The organism is Bacillus sp. FSL K6-0268 (assembly GCF_038005425.1).
Taxonomy (GTDB): domain Bacteria; phylum Bacillota; class Bacilli; order Bacillales; family Bacillaceae_G; genus Bacillus_A; species Bacillus_A thuringiensis_S.
In genome coordinates this window covers 1,294,618-1,307,047 of sequence record NZ_JBBOTF010000001.1, presented here as the reverse complement: position 1 = coordinate 1,307,047, position 12,430 = coordinate 1,294,618, and the positions used below count along the sequence as shown (strand labels likewise).

Here is a 12,430-nt window from a genome sequence, read left to right as displayed (position 1 = left end):
TTGTTTTAAAAATGAAACATGGCTTCTGATACATCCTCTTTTATAATCCACTCTAACACATCAGGTAATAGCATGATGATGACACCAAAAATAACTCCGAAACCTAATCCTAATAGTAGTGAAGTTTTCAAGTAATATCCGATGAATAACCAAATGCTAGCTAACAGTAATAATAAAAGTGCAATGGATAGTTTGAAAATCAATTTTTTCTCCCCCCAATACAGGATATCTTATATTTAATTATAATGATTGAAGAAGATGAAGTGAATTAAAAAATGAGTAACAAGGAATCGGAAGAGATTACGAAATTTGGAGTGGGAAACAAATAGTAGCGAGGAATAGGGAGAATGTCATACAAATAGAAAGAGTTGGTGCATTATAGGTAGGATTAACATAGAAATATGTTGTAAAATAAAAAAGGTTCTTCTATCTGAAGAACCCAGTTTGTAGAACAGTATAAGATATATTATCCCCGTAGTTGTGTTCTATATTATTTTTATGTTAGGCCAAGGAAGAATATGATAATGAAAAACAGAATACACTTGACCAAAGTGTACTCTGATTCAGTGGTTTCTCTTGAACCGCTTTATATATATGCAGAAAATTATGTTGTATAACTCAAAAAATAGAAAAGGCAATCCAGGGTGGTGAGTCTGGATTGCCTTTTCGTATAGAAAGAATCGTATATAACATAACAGGAGCAGTTTAATATATGTAAAGATTTTTGAAAATATGTTTAAAATATGAGAGTCGCCTTCCCCAGCTGAAGGCGACTCTCACGTGGTGATTCTCTAGATGTCATTTATAGTATATCCAATATGAGCAAAAAATAGAACTTTTTCTTGACTGATAATTCTATATGATCTATATTTTATATAGGTTCTCTAATCTATTGCACAATGAAGAATCCGTCTCCTTTTGGAGGCGGATTTTTTATTTGTGTACTTTAGAAATAACGAGACTGTTTTTATACATCTTATCTACTTGTTCTTTGTCATATCCATACAATAGCGTTTCTTTATCATCTACAAATAAACAAGTCCCCAGATTAAACCCGCGGCAGCCAGCCATAATTTTAGGAAGTCTAGGAATATAACCTATGGCCTCAATATCCATGAGAACAAATTTAACTGCATTTGCTTTTTTATTCTGCTGGATATTTTTTAGTAGATGACTCATAAATGAAAAAATCTGATTCCTCATAAAAGGTACAAAATCCTCTTTTTGTTGATCTCTTTCGGTATATGTAAAATAAACAATCATTTTTTGTTTCAACAGCTGTAGTAAGTCTTGTTTAGAGTTTGAATGTATTTCTATATAAGGTAGTAGTAGGGTTTCATATCCTTGTGCATATTTTTGAGAAGAAGTTTTCTGATATAGGATGCCCTTATAGTCTAATATAAACAAGGATTCATTTTGATGTTCCACAATAAATTTTGTGACCTCAGACAGTCCACTTCCTGGATGATAGTATCCCTCCATAATTTGATTGAGTGTTTTGAATGTGGGTTTATGCATTGGTTTCACTCCTTTTCAAGGATCCATATTTTTTCAATTGGCATTTTTAAGTTTTGAGCGATTATATAAGCATTTGTAAAGTTAGGAAGGGTTTTTCCATTTACAATAAGGCTTAATGTAGAACGATTAATTCCTACAGAGTCAGCAAAATCTCCCATTTTAATATTTTTTTCAGCAAATATCACCTTTAATCTACATTTGAATTCCATACAAAGTCACCTCAATGTCTAATTCCATAAATAAATTGCTAATCCTTTAAAAAAAGGTAAGGGGAATCTAAAAATCTTTAGTAGGACAGGCAATAATCCTTCTTCTAGTTCATATACCTATATTACTTCCGTTTGGAAGCCCACGAAGAAATCTACTTGGAATTCCAAATGGTATTGTAGATATCAATGGAGGAGAGGATTATATGCGTTCTCAGTATAGTTACCTCAATGCAACACCGTATTTATATTCATCAAAAGAACTACGTCACATGTATAACGAGTCAAGATCCAGAAAAGAGACGGAATCCATTCTTACTCACATGAGGAACCATGAAGTATTTGATAACAAAGAGTACAAAGGGTATTTCAGCTTATCGCAAGTTATTGAAGAAGATTTATATGGAGAAGAGGAAGATATATTGAATTGGCAAGATTTAATGGAGCGGTATCAAATTGTAGCTACCAAATCAGGGATTAAATTTCGTGAGAAAGAGGAACTGGTTGAGGAATGGTTATGACACTTGCAGGAGAAGCAGTCATTATTTGGACGGCAACAGGCTTGTCTGTAATTGCGATGAGTGCAGCTGAAAAAATGGGGAAGAGTGTTCCACATTGGCTTCCACGTATAACCTTGTATACGACGCTTACGGGCTCGTTCTTATATCTTCTACGTTATGTTCTCGTTATGTTTCTATGAAGGAATATGATGTGGAAGAGAGGGACAGTAGACCTCATAAGTGAAAATGCTTGTTCTGCCATCTTCCAACAAAGTGCAATGATATCCTTATAGGGATATCTAAAGGAGAAATGTTTATGCTGGAATTACTATTGGTCCCGACGGCAGCTTTAACTATTGCATTCGTAGGTGATCGGTTTAAAAGTAAGATAGATGATAAAAAGAAGATACAAGTGTTTTTTGAAGTGTCAGGAATTGCAATTAAAAAAGATGATAGGATTCAGTATCCAACATTTAAGAAGCGAACTCATGATAATCGAAGTACAACATATGTGTATGAGTTGCCTGTTGGTATGCCAAGTAAAATTATTCAAAAGGTTGAAGATGTTGTAAGTGAAGGATTAAATAAACCTGTTCGAATTCAGTATGACAATTATAAATTGAACATTCGTGTATTCGACCAAGAAATACCGAAGAAGTGGGAATGGTCAAACAATTTAATTCAAGGTGGAAAATGGCTTGTGCCAATCGGGCAAAGTTTAGAAGAATTGATTTATCACGATTTTGATAAAACACCACATATGACATTAGGTGGTTTAACACGTATGGGAAAGACTGTATTCCTAAAGAATGTGGTGACATCCCTTATTACTGCACAAGCAGATTATACGCACTTGTTTATTATTGATTTAAAAGGTGGGTTAGAGTTCGGACCATACCAAAACATAAAACAGGTTGAATCGATTGCAGAAAGACCAATCGAAGCGTTTCAGGTATTGACCGTGATTCTGAAAAAGATGGAAGAAAAGATGCTTTTTATGAAAGAACGCCATTATACCAATGTGGTAGAAACAAATATAAGAGAACGCTATTTTATTATCGTGGACGAAGGTGCAGAACTTTGTCCAGATAAGAGCATGAGTAAAGAAAAGCAAAAACTATTAGGAGCTTGTCAACAGATGCTTTCTCATATAGCACGAATTGGTGGAGCATTAGGATTTCGATTGATATTTTGTACACAATACCCTACCGGAGATACTTTACCACGTCAGGTGAAACAAAACAGTGATGCAAAATTAGGATTTCGGCTACCAACTCAAACAGCTTCTCAAGTTGTCATTGATGAAACTGGCCTGGAATCGATTGAAAGTATACCAGGGCGCGCGCTTTTTAAAACAGATCGATTAACAGAAATTCAAGTCCCTTATATCTCAAATGAACAAATGTGGGACGTATTAAAACAATACGAGGTGAAAAAAGATGTATATGCAGACACATATCAAACTGAATCGTCAGATGATGATTTTGACCTCGATTAGAAAGCTGAAATTCGCCACTAGAAGACATTTGATGGCCATTCACGATATGGGAGGAATACGGAATGCAAATCGGATTCTAAAAGATTTAAGCCCATATGTGAACAGTACCGTTTATAAAAAAGAGTATGTATATTACCTCAATAAACAAGGGCGTGCGCTATTCGATGATACAGAAAAGATTGTGCCTACGATTCGATTAGAGCATAGCCTCATGAGGAACGAAGCGTGGCTGTATTTGTTTTGTCCTGAAGATTGGCAGATAGAAGCCCCTATACGTTATAAAATACATGACAAGAAGAAAACAATTATTCCGGATGTAAAGTACCGTGATAGTGACGGGATTTTAAACGCAGTCGAAATAGATCGTACACAAATGATGAATGTGAACAGTGAAAAAATGAATAGATATGGTGAATTCACCGTGTATTATAAAAACAAATACAGCGGGAAAGTCCCTATTATTCACTTTTTTACACTCACAGCATATAGGCAAAAAACACTGGAACAATTGGCTGTGCAGCAAGGTGTATATGCAAAGGTATATGTGATACCCGAAGTGTAACAGAGAGCATCACATACCAAATTCGGGGTCAAAATAATATTTGTTCATTAAATTGTTCACGATACCGTTGAAATACGCAAACTTACCCTTTTTCATTTTGACTCCATCTTTTACCTTCATCGCAAATTCTTTCATAGCTTGTACACTAATTCGTAGTTCTTGTTCTTTATCAAAAGCAGTTTCCCCTGTTGTATGATTTACTACACAATTACACTGTTTTACTACTTTCCAAAATTCTTGAATAGTTCTCGCTTTTGAATAATAAGCAGAGGCTAGAGAAGCAAAACGTTCTGGAACCCAGTGTGCAATAAAATTTGCTTGTTGTACACTCTTTTCAGGTGTTGTGTCAGCTGAATCTACCTTACGTTTATTTATATCTTTTATCTTTTGTTTTAAGGTTTTAGTAGTTGTTTTCTTGGTGTGACAAATTTCCACAGTTTTAGTAGGGGCTTCTGTGACAAACTCGTCTTTTGTGAAGATTGGCTGGATTACAATAATGTTACTTGTTTGTCTCATATCACTTTTACGTTTCATTTCTAGTTGTTTGATGATACCAAGTAATTCTAAGTGTCGGCATGCGCGAATAACTGTTCTGCGGCTAATATGAAGTACTTCAGCAATCTTCTTTTTGGATTTAAAAGAAACGCCAAAATATTTACAAGAATGGTTGTGTAAGTGATTGAGTACAGCCAATTGATTTTTATTTAATCGATCAGCAAATTGTTCTTTATATGCGCGTACAGTGTCATTTAGCTCCTTGAGATTTTGAAAAGATACTAAGTTTTCATATGTTTCTATACTAGCAAGAATGGTAATGGCTTGTTTCTTTTTCATAAGGGCTCGTCTCCTTTGAAAATAAAAAAGCAACAGTATGCCACAAAATGTAAGCAAACTGTTGCGGAAGAACCCTTACGTACGGTAAAATAAAGTACATAAAGAGTTACAGCAAGTGTTTGCCTAGTTGGTGTAGGCGGACGGTATAAAGGGTGTTGACGCACTCTTTATACACGCTGTGCTCTTTTATTTTTTATTAGTTTAATTTTGAATTATTTCGGTAACGAATTTGGTCACAAATGACCAGAAATATGTTGCCATTTATAAAATTAGATGTAGTACAAAACTGCGTAATATAGCCATTTTGTGCAGTTTTAAGAAATTAAAGTTTTATATATAATAGATGGTCACAGTGTTTCTTACTTTACAGAAGAATTTGCAATGAATGATATTGCCTCCAAAGATGAACGTGTCATACGAGCGTTAAATGAAACTTTAAATTTAGAGCGGTATCCTGACAAAGTTAAAAACTTGTCAGATGAGATGTATTGCATATGTCTGTATGCCGATGAAGCAGAAGCTCAAAAATTCATTGAAAGATATCCAGCACTTACGTTTGACCGTTTTCATGGTTACGTTATAAATGTATTGGAAGATAGTAAAGTATCGAAGCTAACTGCAATTCAAAAAGTATTGGAACATTTAAATATTAGTAAATCAGAAGCCATTGCTTTTGGTGATGGTGGAAATGATATTGAGATGTTTCAGTATGTAGGATTAGGAGTTGCGATGGGAAATGGTGGAGAGGAGTTGAAGAGAAGGGCTGATTTCGTTACAACGAAGGCGAGTGAAGGCGGAATTTCTTATGCCTTAAAGAAGTTACGCATTATTTAAAACTGATAGCTAGTCAGTGTGAAAAATCCTGTTTTAATAATAGGATTTTTTTGTTCAACAATGTGCTTGCGATAAAAGGAAAAATATGAGTATAATGAGAAAGTAATTAGGTAAGCTAATTATTTAACGAGAAAGGAGAGTGAAGATGAATGGATTCAAGAAAAGATTCTCTTCCTTTAGGGATTGAGCCGTACGCAGAGTTAATCAAAAAGACAGCATCAGCGGAAACGGATCCAATCGCAGCAAAACTTGGTTTGTTAATGTTATGGACGTCTGATAATGTTCTTGATGCTGTTGACGTAGATTTAGCTCCACTTGGTATTTCAGAGAGTAAATTAGATTTTTTACTATTGTTTATTTTGCGTGAAATGGAAGCGAATGGGGAAGAAGTGAACATGAGTCCTTCGGATATTGCGAGTCGATTAGGGATTACACGTGCTTCTGTCACTGGCTTATTAGATTGGATGGAGAAACGAGAGTTAATCGTAAGATTCCACCATTCTAAAGATCGAAGAAGATTAAAGGTGAAAATTACTCCGAAAGGAAAAGAACTAGTTACACATTCTTTACCAACTTTTTGGTTATCTTGCGCTTCGTTAGTTGATGGCTTTAATCAAGAAGAGCGTCAAGTTTTAGAAAAGCTATTAAATAAAATGCAAGCAACTATGCAGGTGAAATTAGGAGAAGGTAGGTAAATAAGTTGATTATGAAGATCAACTTATTTATTTGGACATATAATTAGCTTGTCTTATTATATGTTTAACTAACTTTTTGTACGGTGATAATTTTTGCTATGTAATTAAAATAAATAAGAGTTAAAGGAATGCTATTTTAGTGATTTAGAGGTTTTAAACTAATAAAAATAAATGGTAATAAGGGAGAGAGTTTATGATGGAAATAGGAAAGGAAGTAAATAGTGAAAAGAATTATACAATAATGACAGCTGTATTATGTTGGTCGGGTATGGTAGTTATGTCTAGCCTATATGTAACAATACCTTTAATCTCTCTATTTTCAAACATTTTTAATACGTCATTAACACACTCGGCAGCTACAGGAAGTATATTTTCTGTTGGCTTTGCTATAGGGTGTTTGTTATTTGGGGCAATCTCTGATAAATATGGACGAAAAAAAGTGATTTTTATTGGATTGCTTGCACTGTCGATAGTTTCTTTTTGCTTAGGGTTTGTAGATAGTTTATTTTGGCTTGTTATTTTTAGAGGTATACAGGGGATAGCCGCAGCTACATTTTCTCCAGTAGCGTTAGCCTACGTTGTAGAAATGTTCCCAGTAGAAAAAAGGGTTACAACAATAGGGTTTGTTAGTACCGGTTTTTTAGTAGCTGGAATTGTAGGGCAGGTAATAAGTACTGCTGTTAGTCAGCATTTTGGATGGCATATGGTTTTCTTTCTTCTTAGCATTGTCTATATAAGTACTGCTATATGGGTTTATTATTCTCTTCCGAAAGGAGAGACGTCTCAATCCTATACTGATATTTTGGGACCAATTAAACAGATGGGTAAAGTTTTTACAAATAAAAGCTTAGTATTAAGCTATATAATTGCATTCGTTTTATTAATGGCTTTTGTTAATATGTATACTGTTTTAGGGAATTATTTGAGCTCTCCTACTTACAATTTAACTGCGGAACAAATCCTTTATTTTCGCTTAGCAGGGCTGTTTGGTATGTTGCTGTCACCACTTGCAGGTCGTTTAACAAAGAGGTTTGAAATAAGGAAAGTTCTTCAAGGAGGATTGTTGATTGCTATTTTTAGTCTAAGTTCAATGGGCTTTGTTTCGTATCTATTTCTACTTGTAATGATGAGTGTCTGTTTTGTAATAGGTATTGCTATATCCGTTCCGTCTTTAGTTTCTCTTGTAGGTCAATTAGGAGGGAAAGCAAGGGGAATAGCGGTATCTATTTATACTTTTATTTTATTTTTAGGTACTAGTATAGGGCCTATCATTTCTATTTATCTTATGAAAATAGGAGGTTATGCTCAAACATTTATTTTATTAGGAATGATACTTTTTATTGGTTTTGTAGCTTCTCTATTTATAATTAATGAATGAGTGGAAAATCACTCAAATAAAGGAATGCGAGGATCTTTCATATGCTCGCATAATAAAATATGAATTTGTCCACGATGATGATAAAAGTGTGCAACGATTTCAAGTAACCATTCAAAGCGCGAATAAGAAATCCCCCAATAGGCAGTCATAACTTCTGCTAATTCTATTTGGGAGTAGGAAAGAAATGTTTTAGAGAGAAGGTTGTATCCTTCAATCATCGTTTGTTGCATGTGAGCAACTGTTACGGGCGTATGTTCTATATAAAAGGTATGTAATTCTTTTTCTGAAATACCATTTAAAATGAGTAAATCAGCATGACAAATAAGAGAAAGATGTGCATACATTTCAAATAATGATCGTTTTGAGTGAATCGGTTGTATTTTTAAATCGTTTTCACTATATTGGTTAAGCATATCAATAGAAGTATCAATAGCAACTTTTAGTTGATGTAATGCAGATTGAACAAACATTGTAATTCTCCTCGTCTCCGTATATAATAGTTTCTTGAGGATATTATATCATACTCAAAATTCCGAAAATTCTAGTAGTTTGACTAGCATAATGAAAAGTATTATATTGTAAAAGGTCATATGAAACGTGAAATAGAATGGAATGCAATTATTGAGTTAGGAGTTAGACCAATGAGTTTGAAATATGGAAGAGATACAATTGTAGAAATTGACTTAAATGCTGTAAAACATAATGTAAACGAATTTAAAAAACATGTAAATGATGAAAAAATTAAGATGATGGCTGCTGTAAAAGCGAATGGGTATGGCCATGGGGCAGTTGAAGTTGCCAAAGCTGCAATTGAAGCAGGAATAAATCAACTTGCAGTTGCATTTGTAGATGAAGCGATAGAATTAAGAGAAGCAGGAATTACTGTGCCGATTTTAATTTTAGGATACACACCAGTTGCGGCTGTAGAAGATGTAATTCAATATGACGTTATGATGACTGTTTATAGAGTAGAAGATTTACATGGTATAAATGAAATTGCAAACCGTCTTCAAAAGAAAGTACAAATTCAAGTGAAAATTGATACAGGAATGAGTCGTATCGGTTTACAAGAAGAAGAGGTTAAACCATTTTTAGAAGAATTAAACCGTATGGAGTATGTAGAGGTAGTAGGGATATTTACGCATTACTCTACGGCAGATGAAATCGATAAATCATATACGAATATGCAAACAAGTTTATTTGAAAAAGCTGTTAATACAGCGAGAGAATTAGGAATTCAAATACCATATATTCATAGTTCAAATAGTGCAGGATCAATGGAATTAAGTAACACATTTCAAAATATGGTACGCGTTGGAATAGGAGTATACGGTATGTATCCGTCAAAAGAAGTGGATCATACAATCGTTTCTTTACAGCCTGCGTTGTCGTTAAAATCAAAAGTAGCTCATATTAAACATGCGAAGAAGAATCGCGGTGTAAGTTATGGGAATACGTATGTAACAACTGGTGAAGAATGGATTGCGACTGTACCAATTGGTTATGCTGATGGTTATAATCGTCAATTATCTAATAAAGGCTATGCGTTAATTAACGGGATTCGAGTACCTGTTATCGGCCGTGTTTGTATGGATCAGTTAATGCTGGATGTTTCAAAAGCGATGCCAGTACAAGTAGGAGACGAAGTAGTATTCTACGGTAAACAAGGTGAAGAAAATATCGCAGTAGAAGAAATAGCGGATATGTTAGGTACAATAAACTATGAAGTTACATGTATGCTAGATAGAAGAATTCCGCGTGTCTATAAAGAAAATGACGAAACAACTGCAGTTGTAAATATATTAAGAAAAAACTGAATCATTTCGATTCAGTTTTTTTATTTTTGGCAAGTGAAAAATGCTCTATTTGTACCGTGGAATTGAATGTTCTTAAAACCTACAGATTCCAATGAAGAAATTATTTCTTCATTGGAATAACAAGCTTCTTCAAAAGAAAAGTCACTTCTTGTCCAATTATTATCTATGTCATGGTGAAATAGTATAAAGTTCATTTCTGCTTTTTTATTTTCATTATTATATGTAGAATCAATCGTACAAACATATTCTTTCTCTGAAATATGAAACGAAGCAATCCAGTTTTTAAGAAATCCTTTTTCCATATTCATATCAAATGCGAATATACCCTCGTTATGTAATACGGAGTAAACTTTCTGAAACACACTTTTTAGTTCATCTAAATTCATAATATGGTTTAAACTATCACCGGCAGAGATGACGTAGTGGAATTGCTCATTTATATTGAAATAGCGAGCGTCATCGACGATAAAGGTTGCATCTGGCGCATTTTTACGTGCATACTCAATCATTTGAGTAGAACCATCTATACCAGTTACTACAAAATTATGATCAAGTAGTTTCCTAGTAAGATGACCAGTCCCGCAACAAAGATCTAAAATATGAGAACGTGGTTGTGCATATTGTAAAACGAGTTGTTCAAAAGCTGGATAGGAGTGTTCAGAAAAATGTCCCCAATGTTTATTATAAATAGATGCGAAAATATCATAATTAGAATAAATAAGTTTTTTAGACATAAATATTCTCCTTGCTATTCATTAAATTATAATAATCATGCTTCATCATAATTTCAAAACCGCATTGTGTATAAAGCTTCAAAGCATTGTTATTCTTTGTTTCAACTTGTAATTCAATTGTTGTAGAACCATTTGTGAAGAGCTTATGTGTCATATAGTTTAAAATAGCTTTACCGTAGCCTTTACCTTGATAGGAAGGGTGGACAGCGAATCCTGATAATATAGTAGAATGATCTTGCTCAGTAACTGTAATCGTTCCTATCATTTTTTTATCGACAAGAGCACTGTAAACTTTATGAGAAGGTGAAGTCATCATTTTTTGTAACCATGTAGCCGTATTTTCTACTGAATCACCAAAAGCTTTACTAGAAATTTCAATAAGATCAAGAAGTGATTCTGAAGTTGCAAGAGTAAGCTGTATATTATTATCTGTTGTTTTTTGAAGTTCGTTTGTCTTGAACTCCATACTATATTCACTATATAAATATGGTAACTTCATATGTTTTACAAATTCATTCCCAGAAATAGAATCCCCATTGATAATAAGAAGAGCTTCATCTGTCTCTCTATTTTGTATTTCTTTCATTGCAGTTTGTAAAAGGATAGTTCCGAAACGTTGTTTTCTAAAATGAGGATGTACAAAGCCTATTAGTTCAAGCTTTGTTGGTCTTTCAAAATCATACATATTTAAAGCGCCAATTAATTGAGTGCTGTTATAAAGAAGAAAATCGTTTATATAATCTTCATTTCGATTTTTTAAAAAGTTGATATGTAAATCTGAAGAGTAATCAAGGTTGTCTTGTTGCCCACAAATATAAGCCAAATCCTTCATTTGCTGTATTTCACTTTCTGTTACAGAACGCTTTTTCCGAATATCCATTGTATAATCCCTCTCATTCGTATTTAAAAATAGGATGGGTGACTTAACCATTTCTTTAATTCCACATTACCTTGCACAGATAACAGTCGGTATAAATAACGATAAGGCTGTCTATATTCTTCTAAGTGAGGAATAGACATAATTGTTTCGTAACCACTTTGAAAGGCATGTGCTTCTTTTTCGGTAAGTACATATTCTAGTCCGATAAAATCAAGCTCTCGCGGAGCAACAGCGTAAGCTTCAGTATCTACTAAACCCGTAATAGTTGTACCGTCAGATAAAAATTGAGTAGGATCCATATCAATTAAGACGAGTGTAGATTCCTTTGGTACGGACAGGGAAGAAAGTTGTGATTCAAAGGTAGGGAATGCATTTTGTATGCTTTCATCATCAGAATAAAACATATTCACAAGCTCTTTACTTACGTTTAAAATATGTGATTGGAATTCATCTAGTGGAACTTGGAACGTGCCTGACGGATTTCCTATGAAATCGGCTTTAAATTTATGTATTTCTGCAAGTCCTTTTCCTAGGCTGAATAAAATAGAATCTGGTTGCTCGATAAAAGATTGAACTGTGTTACCTACTAACTTTTCAACCACCACAAATTCACGGCCATTTAAAACATGTTTTTCTAATATTGTTGGGATAGGAAGATTCGTATGTTCTTGCAACAATGTATGTACCGTTTCTAAATGATGGACGTTCCTTGGATCAATTCCAAATAAATTTTTACATCCCCACCAAAAATCATTATTTGGTTCTTCATTCATTTTAGAAGCACGAACGATAACTTCTGTATCTTCTGTTTGAACGAGAAAAACATCACTTGCATGATCTTCATAACCTGGGTGCAAGGCTTGAACGGATAGAATAGGTGAATTGAATAGTTGTTGTAACATGAAAAGACCTCTTTTTCTGTAAATTCTATAAATTTATTATATAACAGGTGATGTGTTATGGGGATAAAGATA

At 33.9% G+C, this 12,430-nt stretch carries 15 protein-coding genes and 1 pseudogene; 8 read left to right on the top strand and 8 right to left on the bottom strand.

Annotation, left to right across the window (positions count from 1 at the left end):
- Window positions 1–5: 5 nt before the first annotated feature.
- The 3 genes from MHI28_RS06485 to MHI28_RS06475 all read right to left on the bottom strand — a co-directional run bounded on the left by MHI28_RS06485 (window position 6) and on the right by MHI28_RS06475 (window position 1,727).
- Window positions 6–203, bottom strand: a complete 198-nt coding sequence (locus MHI28_RS06485) for a hypothetical protein (protein WP_098856206.1) — start codon at window positions 201–203, stop codon at window positions 6–8.
- A gap of 730 nt (window positions 204–933) precedes the next feature.
- Complete coding sequence (locus tag MHI28_RS06480; RefSeq protein WP_098856207.1) at window positions 934–1,518, bottom strand: type IV secretory system conjugative DNA transfer family protein; 585 nt, start codon at window positions 1,516–1,518, stop codon at window positions 934–936.
- Window positions 1,519–1,523: 5 nt separating this feature from the next.
- Complete coding sequence (locus tag MHI28_RS06475) at window positions 1,524–1,727, bottom strand: helix-turn-helix transcriptional regulator (RefSeq protein WP_098856208.1); 204 nt, start codon at window positions 1,725–1,727, stop codon at window positions 1,524–1,526.
- A gap of 203 nt (window positions 1,728–1,930) precedes the next feature.
- Between MHI28_RS06475 and MHI28_RS06470 the strand changes: the two genes are divergently transcribed.
- From MHI28_RS06470 to MHI28_RS06455, 4 genes are all read left to right on the top strand, one after another.
- Window positions 1,931–2,245 carry a hypothetical protein gene (locus MHI28_RS06470; RefSeq protein WP_098856209.1) on the top strand — a complete coding sequence of 105 codons (315 nt, stop codon included), beginning with the start codon at window positions 1,931–1,933 and terminating at the stop codon, window positions 2,243–2,245.
- Entirely contained in the window at window positions 2,242–2,424 is a 183-nt protein-coding gene (locus MHI28_RS06465; RefSeq protein ID WP_000170775.1) for a hypothetical protein, read from the top strand. The genes MHI28_RS06470 and MHI28_RS06465 overlap by 4 nt, the downstream gene beginning before the upstream one ends.
- Before the next feature lie 116 nt (window positions 2,425–2,540).
- The gene (locus MHI28_RS06460) at window positions 2,541–3,722 is read left to right on the top strand and encodes an FtsK/SpoIIIE domain-containing protein (protein ID WP_327947588.1); all 1,182 of its coding nucleotides are present in this window, start codon (window positions 2,541–2,543) and stop codon (window positions 3,720–3,722) included.
- On the top strand, window positions 3,664–4,284 hold the full coding sequence (locus MHI28_RS06455) for a replication-relaxation family protein (RefSeq protein ID WP_098856211.1): 621 nt from the start codon (window positions 3,664–3,666) through the stop codon (window positions 4,282–4,284). Before MHI28_RS06460 ends, MHI28_RS06455 begins: the two co-directional genes overlap by 59 nt.
- A 9-nt stretch (window positions 4,285–4,293) precedes the next feature.
- Here MHI28_RS06455 and MHI28_RS06450 read toward each other — a convergent pair whose 3' ends face one another.
- Window positions 4,294–5,118 (bottom strand): helix-turn-helix domain-containing protein, encoded by an 825-nt coding sequence (locus tag MHI28_RS06450; RefSeq protein WP_327947447.1) that lies wholly within the window; start codon window positions 5,116–5,118, stop codon window positions 4,294–4,296.
- Window positions 5,119–5,457: 339 nt separating this feature from the next.
- Here MHI28_RS06450 and MHI28_RS06445 point away from each other — a divergent pair.
- The 3 genes and pseudogenes from MHI28_RS06445 to MHI28_RS06435 all read left to right on the top strand — a co-directional run.
- Window positions 5,458–5,952: pseudogene (locus tag MHI28_RS06445) on the top strand (HAD-IIB family hydrolase); the annotation flags it as partial.
- A gap of 149 nt (window positions 5,953–6,101) precedes the next feature.
- On the top strand, window positions 6,102–6,647 hold the full coding sequence (locus MHI28_RS06440; RefSeq protein WP_000378334.1) for a MarR family winged helix-turn-helix transcriptional regulator: 546 nt from the start codon (window positions 6,102–6,104) through the stop codon (window positions 6,645–6,647).
- Between the two features lie 196 nt (window positions 6,648–6,843).
- Window positions 6,844–8,025: an MFS transporter gene (locus tag MHI28_RS06435; protein ID WP_033668968.1), complete on the top strand. Its 1,182-nt coding sequence runs from the start codon at window positions 6,844–6,846 to the stop codon at window positions 8,023–8,025.
- Window positions 8,026–8,033: 8 nt separating this feature from the next.
- Here the strand turns inward: MHI28_RS06435 and MHI28_RS06430 are convergent, their stop codons facing one another.
- Window positions 8,034–8,495, bottom strand: a complete 462-nt coding sequence (locus tag MHI28_RS06430; RefSeq protein ID WP_000497993.1) for a DinB family protein — start codon at window positions 8,493–8,495, stop codon at window positions 8,034–8,036.
- Between the two features lie 171 nt (window positions 8,496–8,666).
- On the opposite strand from MHI28_RS06430, the gene alr reads away from it, so the two are divergent.
- Window positions 8,667–9,842 carry an alanine racemase gene (gene alr / locus MHI28_RS06425; RefSeq protein ID WP_014895227.1) on the top strand — a complete coding sequence of 392 codons (1,176 nt, stop codon included), beginning with the start codon at window positions 8,667–8,669 and terminating at the stop codon, window positions 9,840–9,842.
- Window positions 9,843–9,862: 20 nt separating this feature from the next.
- Here alr and MHI28_RS06420 read toward each other — a convergent pair whose 3' ends face one another.
- The 3 genes from MHI28_RS06420 to MHI28_RS06410 are packed head-to-tail and all read right to left on the bottom strand — an operon-like array spanning window position 9,863 to window position 12,358.
- On the bottom strand, window positions 9,863–10,576 hold the full coding sequence (locus tag MHI28_RS06420) for a class I SAM-dependent methyltransferase (protein WP_000038499.1): 714 nt from the start codon (window positions 10,574–10,576) through the stop codon (window positions 9,863–9,865).
- Window positions 10,569–11,456, bottom strand: coding sequence for a GNAT family N-acetyltransferase (locus MHI28_RS06415; protein ID WP_340827698.1), 888 nt, complete (start codon window positions 11,454–11,456; stop codon window positions 10,569–10,571). The genes MHI28_RS06420 and MHI28_RS06415 overlap by 8 nt, the downstream gene beginning before the upstream one ends.
- Before the next feature lie 23 nt (window positions 11,457–11,479).
- A complete protein-coding gene (locus MHI28_RS06410) occupies window positions 11,480–12,358 on the bottom strand; it encodes a nitrate reductase (RefSeq protein WP_000941370.1) in 879 nt (292 codons plus the stop codon).
- Window positions 12,359–12,430 lie beyond the last annotated feature (72 nt).